At 58.4% G+C, this 16,889-nt stretch carries 10 protein-coding genes and 1 pseudogene; 4 read left to right on the plus strand and 7 right to left on the minus strand.

The window, feature by feature from the left end; translation table 11 throughout:
* Positions 1-10 precede the first annotated feature (10 nt).
* Together glyA and FJ490_RS25980 are read right to left on the minus strand one after the other, a co-directional pair.
* A pseudogene (glyA, locus tag FJ490_RS25975) lies at positions 11-673 on the minus strand (serine hydroxymethyltransferase); the annotation flags it as partial.
* A gap of 84 nt (positions 674-757) precedes the next feature.
* The gene (locus tag FJ490_RS25980; RefSeq protein ID WP_198327536.1) at positions 758-1,588 is read right to left on the minus strand and encodes a hypothetical protein; all 831 of its coding nucleotides are present in this window, start codon (positions 1,586-1,588) and stop codon (positions 758-760) included.
* Positions 1,589-1,705: 117 nt separating this feature from the next.
* On the opposite strand from FJ490_RS25980, the gene FJ490_RS25985 reads away from it, so the two are divergent.
* A complete protein-coding gene (locus tag FJ490_RS25985) occupies positions 1,706-3,535 on the plus strand; it encodes a phospholipase D-like domain-containing protein (RefSeq protein WP_176479562.1) in 1,830 nt (609 codons plus the stop codon).
* A gap of 123 nt (positions 3,536-3,658) precedes the next feature.
* On the opposite strand, the gene FJ490_RS25990 is transcribed toward FJ490_RS25985, so the two are convergent.
* The 3 genes from FJ490_RS25990 to FJ490_RS26000 form a co-directional block, all read right to left on the minus strand.
* Positions 3,659-4,117, minus strand: coding sequence for a MucR family transcriptional regulator (locus FJ490_RS25990; RefSeq protein ID WP_064993350.1), 459 nt, complete (start codon positions 4,115-4,117; stop codon positions 3,659-3,661).
* A 731-nt stretch (positions 4,118-4,848) separates the two neighbouring features.
* Positions 4,849-5,895, minus strand: coding sequence for a hypothetical protein (locus FJ490_RS25995; RefSeq protein WP_064993349.1), 1,047 nt, complete (start codon positions 5,893-5,895; stop codon positions 4,849-4,851).
* Between the two features lie 115 nt (positions 5,896-6,010).
* The gene (locus FJ490_RS26000) at positions 6,011-8,785 is read right to left on the minus strand and encodes a caspase family protein (protein WP_140698301.1); all 2,775 of its coding nucleotides are present in this window, start codon (positions 8,783-8,785) and stop codon (positions 6,011-6,013) included.
* 393 nt (positions 8,786-9,178) lie between these two features.
* Between FJ490_RS26000 and FJ490_RS26005 the strand changes: the two genes are divergently transcribed.
* On the plus strand, positions 9,179-9,358 hold the full coding sequence (locus FJ490_RS26005; RefSeq protein WP_064993346.1) for a hypothetical protein: 180 nt from the start codon (positions 9,179-9,181) through the stop codon (positions 9,356-9,358).
* A gap of 16 nt (positions 9,359-9,374) precedes the next feature.
* A complete protein-coding gene (locus FJ490_RS26010; protein WP_064993345.1) occupies positions 9,375-10,778 on the plus strand; it encodes a radical SAM protein in 1,404 nt (467 codons plus the stop codon).
* An 83-nt stretch (positions 10,779-10,861) separates the two neighbouring features.
* On the opposite strand, the gene FJ490_RS26015 is transcribed toward FJ490_RS26010, so the two are convergent.
* Positions 10,862-12,142, minus strand: coding sequence for a HipA domain-containing protein (locus FJ490_RS26015; protein ID WP_064993344.1), 1,281 nt, complete (start codon positions 12,140-12,142; stop codon positions 10,862-10,864).
* Positions 12,132-12,470 carry a helix-turn-helix transcriptional regulator gene (locus FJ490_RS26020; protein WP_064993359.1) on the minus strand — a complete coding sequence of 113 codons (339 nt, stop codon included), beginning with the start codon at positions 12,468-12,470 and terminating at the stop codon, positions 12,132-12,134. The genes FJ490_RS26015 and FJ490_RS26020 overlap by 11 nt, the downstream gene beginning before the upstream one ends.
* A gap of 283 nt (positions 12,471-12,753) precedes the next feature.
* On the opposite strand from FJ490_RS26020, the gene FJ490_RS26025 reads away from it, so the two are divergent.
* A complete protein-coding gene (locus tag FJ490_RS26025; RefSeq protein ID WP_064993343.1) occupies positions 12,754-16,818 on the plus strand; it encodes a hypothetical protein in 4,065 nt (1,354 codons plus the stop codon).
* The last annotated feature ends 71 nt before the right edge of the window (positions 16,819-16,889 follow it).

Below are 16,889 nucleotides of genomic sequence, written 5' to 3' on the forward strand. Positions count from 1 at the left end.
TCCGGCCATCTTATCTGTCGGAGATGCCAGGTACGTCGAACGCAGCGCAGAAGTCGGCCGTCACTGCTGGCGTGCCTAACCGAATGCCGCTGGTGAGCGCGGGATGCCGCCGGTCGCCCGGCACCATGTTGAAATTCGTGATGATACCTGCTTGCGACAAGCGCTCGGCATAGGCTTTCCCGGACAGCGGCCGGTCCCGTAGATCAAGGATCAGCATGTGATTGTCAGTGCCCCCCGTGACGAGTTCATAACCTCGCTCCAGAAGCGCCTGGGCCAGAGCCTTGGCGTTGTTGACGATCTGCTGACCGTACACTCGGAACGACGGATTCCCTGCTTCGTGCAGAGCGACAGCTAGCGCTGCAATCGTATTCATGTGCGGTCCGCCCTGCAGGAGAGGGAACACGGCACGGTCTATGCGTTTGGCCAGATTGTGTTTGCTCTTGGAATGATAGAGTGCCTGATAGCGGTCTTCATTCCTTGACAGTATGAAGCCACCGCGGGGACCGCGTATCGATTTGTGAGAGGTGCTGGTGACCACATCGCAATGGCCTACAGGATTGGGGTGCACTCCTGCGACAACGAGGCCGCTGATGTGGGCGATGTCGGCCACCAGGTAGGAGTTCACCTCCGAAGCAATTTTGGCCATTGCCTCGTAGTCAAAGATACGCGGATAGGTGCGGTACTTTTCCGAATGTCATGATTTTGAGCGCCTTCTTGAAATCCGCCCCAGGCGTCATTGGCGTCGAGCCGATCGCTCTCAGTCCAACTGGCCCGGAAAATTCACTTTTCGCCCAGCTTCGAGATTGCGCACGATATTTTCGACTGCGATCTGGTAGAACTCACCGACATGGAAGGCCATGGCACCATCAAGGTTTCGTTGGTGATATGAAATGATGCCGATCACGCAATTCACCAGAGCGACTACAGCGGACTCGTCCAAGGGGTAGTCGGCGTAGATGGCATTCGGATCACTGAAATAGCGCTTATCGAGATGCGCGAAGAACTTGTCCCGCCGGCCCATGATCATCGCAATCGTCGTCCTGTGGGCTTCCAGCTCATTGAGCTGTTCCTTGATCAGGCTTGGAGATGGTGTCCCCGATTTCCAGGCGATGTGCATCTGGTTGTCGAGGCAAAACTCGAGGAACCTGAATAAGCTGCGGTCGCTGCGCCTTGGACTTTCAAGCAGCTTGGCAGTGGCAAGATGGAGATCGACTTCGATCGAGCGCATGATCTGGTAAAGTAGTGGTTCTATTCGCCAGAGCCTGTCCCCGTGCTCTTCGCATTGTTTCAATAGGGACGAATACGTTGCCAGCTTGATCACCAGACCCGGTGGGTTGTTCCCATGGACAAGCGCGGCATAGCGCCCGAGGCGCTCTTCATAGTTGGCCTGAATCTGTGCCTTCATCGATCGTCGTTCCTTCCGGAAAGAACCGGCAATCGCACGCACAAACCTGTTTCGGCGCAACCGCAATGAAAATTTGCCCGCCACCACCCATGCCGAGCGGCGGCAATTATTGCTGACGTTGAAGTGTGAGCCCGCTGTAGTGTCGCCATATTCTGCGCCATCAAGTATCTGGCTAACTAACATGTGGTCACATGCCACAAATTTTTGCCATAAGCATGATTGATTCCATTCAGAACTTGAAATTCAATGTCATGGTTTGGGAGAGATAATCCCGTTCAGCATTGCCATGAGGAGGGAAGAATGCGGAAAATGGGGGCATCCGATAACGGCAAGTTGAAAGTGCACGCCATTGCGGGGACACGCGTCGTGTTGCTGGCGCTGGATCTGTCCAAGGCGGATGCGCGGGGGTTGAGAGGCTTCGCGTTTCGACGCCGCGTCAATGGTGGTGAATGGTCGTGGCTGACAGGACTGAAGATATTCGAGAAGCTGTTCCCGCAGGGCGTCAAGGCTGCGGAGGATGGCAAGATACCGCGGTTCTTCACGAACGAGCATCCGATTCAAAGCTTTATGTGGAGCGACTATCAGGCCAATCCGCAGACCAGATATGAATTTGAAGTCTCGGCCATGTTCGGCGAGCCGGGTGCGCTTGAAGCCCGCCATACCGCAAGTATCGACATTACCACCGAGGCAGAAGACGACGGCAGACATGGTATCTGGTTCAATCGTGGTGCCATCGCCAGCCAGGCCTTCGCCGAAAAGTTCGGCAACAAGGCGCTCGGCGACGACGAGTATAACGATCCGGAAAACAAGGAGGTCGCGTGGTTGTCGCGCGGCCTGCTTGAAGCGTGTATCGCCCATATTCGGGAGACACCCGCGGGCGATGGGCTGCGCGTGGCGGCCTATGAGTTCACATATTTGCGCTTCGCGAAGGAGTTGAAGGCTGCTATCGACCGTGGCGTCGACGTACGCATAGTGTTCCACGACACAAAGGTCAACAACGCGAACGCAGAACTGGCTGGGCTAGCGGAGAAGGTTGGCAACCGCACGATACTGTTTCGGCGCACGAAAACCAAAATCCCCCACAACAAGTTCATCGTGCGTCTTGCTGGCGGGACCGACCCTGTCTCGGTCTGGACAGGCTCGACCAACTTCACGCCCTCCGGCTTTCTGGGGCAGACGAACGTCGGACATAAGGTGACCGATGCCGGGGTTGCAAAAACCTATTTTAAATTCTGGACCGGTCTCACCAGCGATCCCGATGACGACCACGCAACGGTTGCAGCTGTCGGTCTGACCCCCAACCCAGCCAATCTTGTCGGTCCTGGCGTCACGCTTGTGTTTTCACCGCGCACCAGCACGCGAATGCTCGATTGGTACGGCGCGCGTATCGCGGACGCAAAAACGTCCTCCATGTTTACGGGTGCCTTTTCCGTCGATCCCAAGATTCTGGCGCCCATGGCCGCGAAAGGGCCGTCGATGCGGTTCATTTTGCTCGAGCGGCCTCCGACCGAGGCAATCGAAAAGGCACAGCAGGAGAATCCAGCCGATCTGCAATTCTCGTACGGCGCCATCCTTGGCAAAGAGAAGATGGAAGTTGAAGAGCGGACTGGGCGTAGCGCCACGGGAAAAAAAGTCACCAAGATCGTGCCGATACCTCATTTCAAGATCGAAAGTTGGTTTCTCGATGAGGAACTGGAACGCCAGAGCGGCGATGGATTCGTCTTTTTCATCCACACCAAATTCCTGCTGATCGATCCTCTATCTCAGGATCCGCTGATCTGCACAGGATCGGCGAATTTTTCCGGAGGCTCCCTTACCGCAAATGACGAGAACATGCTGTTGATCCGCGGCGACACCCGGGTCGCTGATATCTACCTGACAGAGTTTGACCGGATATTTCGCCACTTCTACTCTCGCGACATCATCAACAAGATCGAAAAGTTGGGTGGCGAAGCCAAGGTTGGGATACTTGATCCATCGGGCAAATGGCTCATCGCCTACTATGCCGACGACAATGCCAAGTGTCACAAGCGACAAATGTTCTTCGCCGATCCGGACGCAAGTTGGAGCCAGGCGGCACCGGACGATCACGACATATTCAAGGGCGAAAAGAAGCTGCCTGTGATTTGACCTGAAATGGGCCCAAGCGTTCACCAGGCGAGCGCCACCTGCACGTCTGCGCACCTTCTGAAGCGATTGGTCCCGCGGGCCGCAAAATTTTCGTTGCGGCCTATCAAGACCGTTCGCGTAGCGCTAACGGCGCGGTGATGTTCGCTTGGTCGTTGCCTTTTGCGTCGCCTTGGCCCCCGGCTTCCGCCCAAGCCCGCTGGACTTTGCCAATGCAGAGCGTTGGGCCGCGTAATTCGGCGCGACCATCGGGTACTCTCGCGCCAGCCCCCACTTTTCACGGTATTGCTCAGGCGTCAGCCCGTAATGAACACTGAGGTGGCGCTTCAGCGACTTGAACTTTTTCCCATCCTCCAAGCAAATGATGAAGTCAGGCGTCACCGATCTCTTTGGATTGACCGCAGGCTGCGCGATCGGCTCTTGGGCTGCCGTTGGATGACCGATGCCCGACAGTGTCGAATGAACTAGACTGATGAGATCTGGGAGACCGGTCACTGGCAGGGCATTTTTGGCAACGTATGCCGAGACGATATCCGCGGTCAGTCCGACCAGATCGGCTTGCTCAGCTTCTTTTTCCTCGCTCAAAATATATTCTCCTGATGATACGCAATTGCCCAAGGGTGAATATGTAGTGCAAGTTTGAGCGCGCGCCAATCGCGGCAGCCAGAACCTCCTAAAGGTGCGGTCTATCCCCTAAGGCCGACCTAGTCGGCCTCTGCCGTACTTGTGCGCGCAGGCTGTGTGATGGTTGGTGAAAGCAGCGCGGTCATTTGCAGAAGCCAATGGGAGCGATGCGCACATGTAGAATTGCTCGGTCGAACCAAAGATGGGTCGGCGAGTCGGCATTGGCGGCGTTTCATTTGGCGCCCCTCGCCGGGGGCTGTCGGTCCCGCATCCCGCCTTGCGTCGGCGCTATGCTGATGCTCCTTCGGCCGCCCTGTTAAACCGTCTCAGGGTCACGAACTTTCTCCAGCACCGCACTGCCTTTGGTCGCTATCGCGGTCATTTCGGTGCTTCCGTCTTGTACGCCATTGTCCCTCGACGAAAGCGCGGTTCCGTTGATGACCCCGCGCTGACGTCGGCGCTTTGGCAGGCGCTTGGGATTGCTTGCCCAGAGATGACAACCGCTTTGGCGCCAAGATGGCATCCATGAGTTTGGCATAAGCAGCGTGTCTGGCCTCTTTCTGGACAAACCCTTCGCATCTTGCCCGATATCGCTTTTGCTGCGTTTGGGGTGATAAACGTGAACCAGCTTGTCGCCGCGCCGGCACACTCCAAAATGCGGCTGGCAGTGTCCCCGGCGTGAACCTTGCTGATTAAATGACAGCCTGCCGACGCTTGGGTGGCCAAGCAAATGCGAAACCGCCATCCTTGATCGGCCACGCTAGGCCGAAACCGTTGTCGAACGCCAGCGCTCGATCATCAGCGTTCGTCACTTCAGTCTCTACAACTATCAACTGTTTGCCGTTCCACCGCTGGTGCTGCCGATAGTCAAGAAGTTGCCCAATGGCTGTTCGAATCGCGAACCTAAGGGTCGACGGTTCGGTTGGTTTGATCTCAACCATGACCTCATCTCGCTTGTCAGCTACGTACCTTAAGTCGTCGCAGAAGGTGGCCGGGAAGGTCACGCCAGGAAACCGATCCTTAAGATAGGCTTCGAACCGTCTTTGCAATCTGTTGTGGCGGGGATGGACCACGGCTTCATATTTTTCCACATAACGCGAATACGCATTGGATGCAGCTTCCCCAGCTCGTCGTTTTCTGCGGGTTGCCGACGACGGGCGCCTAGTTTCACGCTCGCCCTCAAGAAGTTTTCTGACAGACCGGACAAAATCGCGCGCATTGCGGTTTTTCGTATCTTCCGCGTACCACCAACTGACCTGGCCGCTCCAACCGGGACCTCGCTCAAGCTTCATGCGTCGTTCCGATGAAGGCAACAGCCTGACGTCCTTGATCCTGGCCTTGACACGGAAGCTGGTGATTTCATCCTCCACGTGCCGCACCGATGGGAATTGGCCGTTGAATTTTTGTCGATGACGGTAGATGCGCGCGTTTCGGTACCAACCGACCACACAGCGCGGATCGCTCCCCTGTGTCGGAGCCGTCCAGACTATATCGACGCCATCGAGGAAGTCGTCCTCGGGACCGGCCCCAAGGCGCTGGATGTTGACCTGCCGATCCTCTTCGCCCTTGATGGTTTCGAAGTGGCCGTAGACATACCCATCTTCACAGGCAACGAAGTTCAACTCCTCACCGCAAAAGCCTTCCAGAACTGGAAACCCGCCGCCGCCTTTCGGAGGATCGTTCGGATCCCTGCCGGCATAGTGGTTCATCCATGCAATGTTGCAGAAGAGCAATGGCATTCGTTGTTCCTTATGACTGATGCATTATCGCTTTGACTGGGAGAAACCGGGGCGAGCCAGATCCCTATGGGATGAAGCTCCTTCGGCTGGCGCGCGGCCAAAATCGTCGCCGTTGCTACTCGCAATATTGGTCTTCTTCAAATTGGTAGTCGCCAAGTTGGCGGCGCGCGGCAAGAACCGCATCGAGACGCCAGAAGACCGATCCATCCGCGATGCGCGCGTCGGTAAGCAGACTGCGCGGTCTTGTAATTGACAGGGCCCGCAAAAGGACCGCTCTTGCTTGTGCGTCCGGTGCGAAGTCCTGGAGCGAGCGCACAAGGTCGAATCCGCTTGGGTCGCCCGTCGGTCGCAGTTTGTGCGCCAGCGCGCGATAAAGGACATCAAGGCCTGCGTAAGAGAAGTGGTTGGAGGCGTACCTTACGAGGAGGTTGATCGTTGCTGGCGAACTCCCATGATCGCTCCTCAAAGCCGCCGACAGCGCCTGCGCGACTGACACATCCGTCACCTCAACGATTTGGACCCCGGTAAGCGGATCGGCGCTGCGTGGCGGTGCTATCTGAATGTCGTACTCAACGCCTTTTTCCAACCCTGAAACCCATCGATCTGGCATGGGCGTCCAACATGCTAGGTCTACCATCTCGGACGCGTATGCCGCGACATCACGGTCTTGCTTGATGCCGTTGTCCAGTCGAAGGACCAATTGAGCTAACGCCTCGGCACTGAGGAAGCGACCTTGAGCCGCTAGCACGCGCGCAGCAAGGCTGGCATCAATCGGCAAGCAGGACGAATTTTTACCAGACGTGCCAAGTACACAACCCCACAACGGTGTGCTCCACTCCTCGCTTAGCGGAAGCACGCGCGCGAAACGTGGCAACCAGGTCGGGTCCACCCAGAACATGTCGTGGTTGATAACGAGCAAGCCGTATCGCCGAATGATCAGATCGAGATCACGTCCGTTAAGTTCGCCGCGGCGGGCGAGCAGCAATATTGGTGGAAGTGACCAGGAGCTGGTGGCGGAGCCCTCTGCGGCTTGTCTTTCGGAGTCCTTTGCCATCAACCACATCATCATTCCGGCTCCGTTGCCCATGCCCGACGCTTGCGGGCCAGCAGCGAAGTATTCGACGATTTTTGTCGAAAGCTCGCACCAACTCGCCGCGCACCTGGCCAAGCGTGGAAAGACCGCGGCGTTCGGCGCCAAGGTGAGTTTGGGACTTCCCGCCACATCCTCGACGAACCGTAGAAAGGCGAGCCAGTCCGATGGTCTGACAACGTCGCGTTCTGCCCGAACGGAGGTCAACAGGATAGCGGCCTCCAACGAGCGTCGCCGCGCGTCCTCGTCCCGGAGCTCACCAAAAGCCAGGGCAAGCCCGGCGAGGTAAGTCCGCACAGCCTGATCGGAAAGCTCCGATAGGCCATAGTCGGCGACCGTTCGCACGTCGTCGACGTTGTAGAGATCATCGATTTCTGGACCGTTCAAAAGGAAATATGTCGCGGGGCAAGACCGCGCTCGATCAAGCAGCGCAGCTTCGAGCGCAAACTGGTAATCCCACAATCGGTCGCGCTTGACGTCCTTGGAATCACAGACGTCAATCACACCGCTGCGCGAAGAGACAAAATGCAGCCGTCGACCGGCGTCCTTAGACAATTCGGACGATAGCCGGAATTCCCAGTTTTCCTGGTCGCCTATCGGGTGACTGACAAGCCCACCTACACCGCCGCGCATCAGGGCTGTCCGCGCCTTGATGCGTTGCTCGTCCCAACGCGGCGAAGCAGGTTCGAGATCGTCGGCGGCAATCGCCAACTGCACTCCCGATCCCATCGCGCTCGGAAGCAATGAGGACATCCATGGCGGGCCGGGGCGTACCTCGATCCAGCCGTTCGGCTGCACGGCGATGTGATATTGCAGGAAGTACAGGAGCATGCAGATGGCGACTACAAGCGCTGCACTCCAACCGAAAACGCGCCGTACCCTTCCAGCCAAGGCTCGTCTGGGTTCGGGGGCTAAGGGCGGCCCAATGGTCTTGTCGGACCATTCGAGCGCAAGATGGCCGGAGCCACAAAGCTCCGGCGACTGCCTGCGACCGCCGGCGAAGAGGTAGGCAAGTTGCTCGGTACGCTCCCTCGCGAAAACAAAGAGCCGCGCCAGGTCGCTCGACGCCGATCCCCCGGGCGACGGCTGCGTAGCGGTCCCGGGCATTGCGGCCAGTGCAAAGAGCCGCTTGTCTACGAGCGCTTCGTGCAGGGCAATCGTGAACAGGCCTCGGCCGAGAGCAGGGTGCTCGTAAGCCAATTGCTGCGAAGTGGCGCCGGAGAGGACCAGGATGTTGTCGTCGCCAAGTCGACCCGATAGCGCTGCCCGAAAGTCCTTCGCAACGCCGCCGGCATGGCAAAAGTCAAAAACCGCCGAGACCTTCGCCGGTCTGGCAAGCATGACAAGATCGGCAAGCCCGGCGCCGGTGAGGTCTATTTGGTCAGGATTAGCCTCATAGGTGCAGAACCAGGTCTGGTCCGTGCTCTGGTCACCATGACCCGAAAGGACCAGGATGAGTTCGCAGCCTCCGACTTCTTCACTCGCGCCAATCTCTCGAAACATCGCTTCAAGCGACTTGCGGGTAAGGTTCTCGTCGTAAAGCCCTGTGGGGGCATCGCTGGAAGCCAGAACGGCGATCGCATTGGCCAGCGCGGAGGCTCCCTCCACAGAATAGCGAAGCCGAGACCGTGAACTCATGTAGATAGGGCTGGAAAAGCGATCGGCAGCTATACTACAAACGCTTCCGGAAGGATGCACATCGCTGGAGGATTGATCATGAGCGGCGGAGTAGCTTTGACCACTGCGCTCGGCGTTTTCCTGGTTGGTATTTTCGGAGGGTTCGTCGCTGAGCTTGTTCATTGGTATGGCCTAAGGACAAATCCGCGATTTCCAGAATACCTGAAAAGTGCACTCTACTGGATTATCACAGCGCTGATGATATTTGTATCCGGCGCTTTCACTTGGTTGAATTTTGGCAGTCAGGCGCAAGCATTGACTGCATTCCAGATCGGGCTCTTGACCCCGCTAATCCTGCAAAAGGTCATTGCGGGGGCCGCTGGCGCGGAAACGGCTCGCTCACCCCGAGCCAATGTGACCGATTTCTTCCGCGGCTAACAATCTTCGACGATCCACGAAGCATTAGCCGTCCGGGGCTCTGCATCGCGAAATTAGCGCGACTCGATTTTACTTGCCAAGTCGCCAGTTCGGGCAGACTATGCGGGTGTGGGTCTTCACGAGGAGGGATCGTAAGTCATGACGAAGATTACTCTCATCGAATCTGCTGACCGCGAGCCTACAATCAAGGTCAAGCCGGGCGTAACCATAGAGCAGGTTGAAGTCAGCGTTTCCGACGAAAAGGGCAATTCAAAGCCGCTTGCGACACTTTGCGGCTATGACGCAACCTACTGCGTGGCCCTGATCGAGCAGAGCTGACGGTTGGCAGCGTGCCATGTACTCCACATCACGCTACAATTTCTCGATCCCTACAAAGACCGGCAGTATCATTCTTTACAATGCGCGAACGGGAGCGTCGCGTCATTTTGCGGGGAGCGATGCTGCCGATCTCGGCTTCGCTCTTTGCAGGCACCCCGCAAAAATCGATCTCACCAATCTAGGGGAAGCGCTGTCGCAATCCTTGCTGAGCGGTGGATTTGTTGTTGAGCCGGGGTTCGACGAAATAAAGCAAATTCGGGAGCTCTTCCTGCAGACCAAGGCAGAGTCCCCAATCATTGTGACCATCACTACGACCAACAATTGCAATCTAGGGTGCTTCTACTGTTTTCAGAAGCGGGACGAATCCACGCTTGAGTTTGGCAATGTCGATAAGATCGTCGAGCGCGTTGAAAACATTCTGACTGCTTCCGGCAAGCCAGCCCTACACATTGATTGGTATGGCGGCGAGCCGATGTTGAATCGGGCCTTTCTGGAAAAGGCATCGTCACGGCTCCAGGCACTCTGCAATCAGTTGGGACGGCGGTACTCAGCGTCGATCTTGACCAACGGCACACTGTGGCCTGGCGATCCCTTGGCTTTCGCCCGCATCCACATGATTGAGCGCGTTCAGGTCACCTTCGACGGATTTGGCAAATCCCATAACAAGGTACGGCGCTACCGTCGCGGATTTTCCGGCGAGGATCAGTTTCAGGGCGCTATCAGACTGATTGAAGCTCTCAAACGGGATGTGACCGTTGATATCCGTTTCAACCTGGGTACGAAGAACAGTGCGGATCTCGTTTTGCTCGCCGAATTCGGGATGACAAACGGCTGGTTCGAGAAGGGGTCAAAGGCAACGCTGCAGATCGCTAAACTGACGCCTTACTCAACCGAGGTCGATTTCATCCGCAAGACTGAGCTGGCTTATGCGGAATTCGAGGCCGCCAGGGATGTCGTGCGCGCCATCGTCCCAGAAATCTATCTCGACAAGACAGCCGCATTGGATCGCTACCCCCACCCAAGAAGATCCGTGTGTGCTGCGATTGCCGAGGATTCGATCGTCATCGGCGCTGATGGATCCCTGTACAATTGCGGCCTCCAGGTTACCGAACCGCACCGCGCTGTCGGACAACTCGATCGAGAATCCACCGCACAACAAGCCACGCAGGAACAATGGTGGGACGGGTTCGATCCGACACGCAACGAAAAGTGCAGCACATGCTCCTTTCTGCCGCTGTGCTGGGGGGCTTGCCCAAAGCTTCACCTGGAGCGCGATACGGCATCGCTCGATCAACAGAGCGAATTCTGGCGGACCATGCTGCCGAGGCGATTGACATCCTCGCTCGGACTGCAGCTACCAACCGATTTTGCCTTAACCGCAACGGACCAATTCAAATCCGCGCCGCCCGATCGTCGCTAGGCTTGTGAGAAGTCAAGGCGGGGGTCGTGTCAACACTGATCGGATCGCGGGTCTTGCGAACTCCGCGCGACGGCGAATTTGCTCTACTGAAGCAGGGCTCTCAGGCTTTCTGGAGCGCCCTCGAGCGCGAAGGGGTTGAGGATCTGCCTTCGCCAAAACAACTGACGATCAATGACGCTAAGATTGGCTTCCTCGCAGACGCGATCCCACTGATCGCGGATCGTTGTGATCTGTGCCGCCGCGATCGCGGTGGCGTCCTCTTTAGACAACTGGAACACCGCATGTGCCTGAAGGCAGACCGCAACCTGGCTTGATCGGTTGTTGCCGAGGATCAACATCGCTTGGCCCGCCTCGTTGCCGGCGCGCGCCTGCGGGCAGATGTCGTAGGCAGGGGTCAGCTCCAGCTCGGAGCCATTCCAAAATGCGGCATGATTGCGGGCATGGTCGTCCGTGTTGCCGCAAAGGATATTGAAGACTACCCGCGAATACAGCTCCTTCAGCGTTTTCTTTGGATCGCTAAAGCGATGGCGGATGATCGGCGCCAGATCTTCATAGCTGGCATAGCGCGCCATCATCTCATCGAGGCCGAGCATCGTCAGTGCAGAAACCATGCTGCGGCGGCGCCATTGATCGCCTGACTTTTGCCGGTCGAAACGGGTGATGAGCAGGACATCCTTCCCTACGGTCTGTGTCAGGCGCACCGGTGCCGCATTGATCCCGACCATGCCGGCAAGCCGCATGGCGATGAACTCAGCCTTTACCACGCTGTAGACGTCGCCTTGAGAGGAGAATTTCGCGATGAATTTTGCATCCGCGTCGGCGATCAGTGCTTTCGGCCGGGCTCCGCCGATGGAGCTTCCATGAAACAAGGCCTGGTCCAGCTCGGACGTCAGCGGCACACCCTCTTCGACGCGGGCGGCAGCGCTCAAAAGCTCCTCCAGCGATGCGCTTCGCGATTGGCGTGGAACGTATCTGCTGGGCGACGCCTGGAAATCGAGCGCGCCTATGCGGTCAGATCCAGACTCCAACAGGTAAGTGAGCTCGTCCAGCGCCGCGGGATCGATCGCGTTGCCCTTTTTGCCCAGGATAAGGTTGATGATGACGCGCCGGCCCCAGGCATCAGGCGCTGCGTCGCGAATGCTGTTGGGCATCGAAAGACCAGGCGACAGCGGCAATCCGCCTGCCTTCAGCGGCAATTCGGGGTCGTAGATCGCGATCGCGTCTTCGCGGGCCAGGTAGGAACGGCCATAATTGAATAGCAGCTTGTCGCCGTCACGCGTCAACAGTCCGGCAACAACCGGCTCCGTCGCTTGTGGCAGCCAAATCCAGACAAAAGCCTCGCGGGGTGCGTTTTCAGAAGTCATCTTTCACCGGACCGGTTGACGTGCGTACGGCCTGGGGAAGAAGCGTCAGCGTTGCGGTGTTCGCCGCTATGTGCTGGGCAAACGTTGCCAGGTCGCTATCGAACAGCCTTACTCCCACGACGGCCGCGGCCTCGAAGACAGCGCCGATAGCGCAGCCGAGGTCGCCCCGTTCAATACGGTGGACGAGACCACGCGATAGACCGGCACGCTCACCGAGCTCCTCGACAGTTATGCGACGCTCGATGCGTGCGCGCCGGATGAGTTGCCCTAGGAGCAGCGCGGCGTCGCGGCTATAACGCGAATAAGACCTCGATGCGGGCTTAGCCATGATCATGTTCCATTAATGGTACTTTTTACCGCTTTGCGCTCCATTTATAGCGCAAAAATCCCTCTGACAAGCCATTGCTCGTCACGGAGTCTCATAAATAGGACGAAAAATAACTTTGCGACCTATTTATGGTACAATTAAGCTGCGGAAACGGCCTTTTTGCGGCCCAACATTAGGGCCTGCTAACGCGAAAGCGTCGACAACGGCAGCCTGCTATGCGTCACTGACGTCAGGGCGACTCATGGTGATTTTGAAGCTGAAATTTCTCCGCAGGAAACTTTAGATGACAAGCGGTTTTCCCCAGCCCTCTGCAAAAGATGCGGCCGCGGCCTATTTCAAGCGCCGGCTGACGATCAGCGATACTTCCAAACTCGACCCCGGGGTTGATGAGCCGGGGCTTCTCGCTCTTGCCGGTAACAAGATCGTTCTTGGCGAGCCTGGCATGGGCAAGAGCGAGCTCATGCGCGAGCTCGGACGGCAGTTAATCGTTGAACCGGTGACCGCGATCCGGTTCATCAACAGCAAGAACCCGGCCAAGCTGGTGGCGATGGGCAAGCCGATTTTGATTGATGGCCTCGACGAGGCCATGTCCAAGCGCGAGGGCGACGCCGTCGATGCAATCCTCGCCCAGCTCGAAGAGGCCGGTTCGCCGCCGTTCATCCTCTCGTGCCGCTCGCGCGAATGGCAGGCGCGCAGCATAACGGACCTGCGCCAACTCTACGGTGCCGATCCCATTGTGCTGACGCTCGAACCCTTCAACCGTTCAGAAGCGCGCGCCTATCTCGTTGCGCGGTATTCAACCGTGGATCCCAACCATGTGCTCGACCATCTCGCCTTACACGGATTGGAAGAGCTTTATCGAAATCCCTTGACGCTTGGCCTGACTGGACGGGTCGCCGAGACCGACGTGCAATTGCCGGGGACGCGGGCTGCCTTGTTCGAGCGCGTCTGTACATTGGTCTGGCCTGAGCACGATCCGGATCGCCAGAATATGGGATTGGCCCAACTCACTCAGGATGAAGCGCTTGATGCTGCAGGGGCAATTGCTGCTGGCCTTTTGTTTTCGGGCGCTGAAGCTGCGAGCGCTGCGGGCGCATCGCAGGTTCAGCAAGGTGATCTGCGACTGTCAGATTTGGAAAAGCTGCCGAGCGCCAAGGCCGCGCGGGCGATTTTTTCCTGCAAGCTATTTCACAGCGTTGGTCCTTCGCGGGCCAAACTTATTCACCGCGTCATCGCAGAGTATCTCGGCGCACGTTGGCTCTCGCGACAGGCCACCACTCCGCGGACGCAGCGCCGCGTTCTGGCACAATTGCAGGGCAGCGGCGGCGTTTCCGCAAGTCTGCGCGGCATTCATGCCTGGCTTGGCTACCATAGCCCGCCAATGGCCGAGCGGATCATCGCCGAAGACCCCTACGGTGTGCTTCGCTATGGGGAGACCGCTGCGCTGACCCCGCATCTGGCCGATTGTCTTTTCGAGGCGCTGCGCAGGCTCGCTCACGACGATCCGTATTTCCGGTCGGCCGATTGGGACATCAAGACGGCGGCGGGCCTGATGATCGCGGCCCTCAAGCCCAAGATCAAAGATATCATCGCGGCGGCAACGAGCAGTGTGCATCTGCGTTCGCTCTTGATAGAAGGATTGAAGGGCACATCCCTGGCCGCCGAGCTGGCCGACACGCTCGAAGTAATCGTCCTGTCGAGAGAGCGCTTTTACGCCGAGCGCGCCGACGCGGCGGACGCCCTCATGCCATATCGCGACCGCGCCTGGTGGCAGGCGACGGTGGCAGCTTTGGCTGATCAGGGCGGCGACACCTCGCGCCTTGCGCGCAAGCTGATCCAAGCCATTGAGGGCGATGTGCCAGACGCGGTGCTGGTCGCAACATTGTTCGGCGAATTAGGCTTAACAAGTTGTCCGCTGCCACGCCGCAGGGATCGGCGCGTCCACACAATCCGCCCATATCGGCGCCTGTTCGACACGATAGCTACGGCACGACTGGCCGGAATACTGGATTTGATCGCCGAATATGCGGAACTCTTGACCAACGACGATTGGCGGCAGGCCGGCGAAGTAGCAGACATCGTGGCTCAGCTGATCGTCCAGGCAATTGATAAAGGCATTACCGGACCGGCCCAAGCTCCTGCGCTGTGGCGCTGGCTCAAGATCATTGAACGGTCCCATCGCTCCCATCGTGAAGAATACCAGAGCCTGGCCGACCGATTGTCGACGCACGATGCGTTGCGACGCGCGGTCCAGGAGCACGTTCTTGCGACTGACCGCCGCAAGGATAGCCTGTGGGCGACCGAGCACCATTTACAACACCGTTTGGTCGGGCTCACAACACGACCAGGCGACATTGTCTGCGCGCTCGCTCGCTTGGCCGAAGGCGACACAAAAGACGCTGGCCTGCGTGAAGATTGGAAGGACTTGTTGCAGATTGCCAGGGGCCCAAGCGGGCTCGATCCCAATGTGCGGCTGGCCGCGGAAGCGTTCCGGCGCGGCGACAAGCAACTGGCTAGGTTCCTGCGCAAGCTCGAAAATCCCAAGAAGCCCGCCTGGAAGGTCCGTCACGACAAGAAGGAAGCCATTTGGGTGCGCGAGCAGAAGGCGGCCTTCGAAGTGGTACGCCACCAGTTGGAAAAGGTGCGCGACGATCTGCGCTCCGGCGGACTCACGGCAATCTTCGAGCCCGCCGAAGCCTATCTTGGCATGTCATCCCGCGATTTGCCGAATGACCTGCCGCCGGCCGAGCGTCTGGTCAGCCTCCTTGGACCGGCGCTGGGTGACGACGCACTGACCGGATTCGAGGCCGTTCTTCATCGCCCCGATCTGCCCACCGCCGCTGAAATCGCTGAGGGTTTCGCACATGGGACGTTCTATAACTACAGCGGCCCGATCATGGCCGGACTTTATGAGCGTCTGCGCACCGGGAAGAGCTTGGCCGACCTTCCGGGTTCTCTCAAACTGGCGGCCCTGCTGCTCAGCTACGACGATCACGGCTGGAGCGTTGAGAATGAACAGGAGCGGCTGCAAGCCGCGCTGGAGGCCGAGGTCATCCCCACTGCCGAATCCCGCATCGCATTCGCGCGGCTCTGGATGGAACCGGCGTTGGCAGCCGGCAGCGATCATGTCAGCGGGCTCTACAAGCTCGCCCACGATCCTGCCTGGCAGGCGACCGGAGCTGCGCTGGCCGCTGAATGGCTGACGGCGTTTCCCAACGTTCCCGAGCAGGTCGAAGTAGGGCTGGTCGACTGCCTGACCCAGGCTGGCGCGGTCGATGCACTGCGCGATATCGCAGAGGCGCGCGCCGCGATGGTGTTTCGCAATTTCGATCATATGCTGTCGTGGCTTGCAATTGATGTGCTGGTGCGTTTTGAGTTGGTGAGGCCGGATCTCAACACGATCGGTGCAGGTCATCCTAGGTTCATCTGGTTCCTGCGCAACCGAATCCAATTCGAGCGGGGCGGCGGTATGATGCCGCTGTCGGTCGCACAGGCGGAATGGATCATTACCGAGTTTCGTGGGCATTGGCCCTACGCAGTGCTCAACGGCGTCGGCTCGGGCGACACAAACGACTATGACGCAACTGACTTTCTGCGCTCCCTGCTTGGTCTGATCGCTGGCGACACCAGCGTCGAAGCAAGCCAAGCCATGGCGCGCCTCGTTGCCGGATCCAATGACGGCTATGCCGAGCTGATCCGGCACATGGCAGCAGAACAGCGGCAGAAGCGGGCGGAAGAGGATTTTTCAGGGCTGGCGCCGAGCGATTTGACAGCGCTCCTCGACGACGGACCGCCCGGCAATATCGAAGACTTGAAGGCGATAGTGCTGGAAGAGATGGACATCGCGCGGCGCAAGCTCGCCGGTGATGATCTCGATACGGTTGTAGAATTCTGGACGGATGCTGGCGTTCCGCGCGACGAGAACCGCTGCCGCGACCGGCTGGCGGCGATGATCGGACCGGAATTGGCCCGCTACGATATCCAGCGGATTACGGAGGCGGACATGCCTCAGACCAAGCGGGCGGATCTCGCCTTCGCGCGCGGCACGATGCAATTGCCCATCGAGGTCAAAGGTCAGTGGCACCCGAATGTCTGGGATGCGGCGACCGACCAGCTCGATGTTCAATATCTCGTCGACTGGCGCTCCGAACAACGCGGCATCTACTGCGTCCTGTGGTTCGGCAATATGCCCTCGGCGAGCGGTAGGCGATTGAAGGCCAGGCCCAACGGGCTTCCCGCGCCCGCGAGCGCCCAAGAGATGAAAGAAATGTTGAAGGCCGCGATTCCCGAGGCGCGCCAGCCACTGATCGAGGTGGTTGTCCTCGATCTAATCAGCGGAAGACGCTGAAACGGCGCTTCGAGCCATGTGAGAATATAGTGGAGTCAGGTTCGGTCGCTTCTATTCGCGGAAAGACACAG

The organism is Mesorhizobium sp. B2-5-11, from assembly GCF_006440835.1.
Lineage (GTDB): Bacteria > Pseudomonadota > Alphaproteobacteria > Rhizobiales > Rhizobiaceae > Mesorhizobium.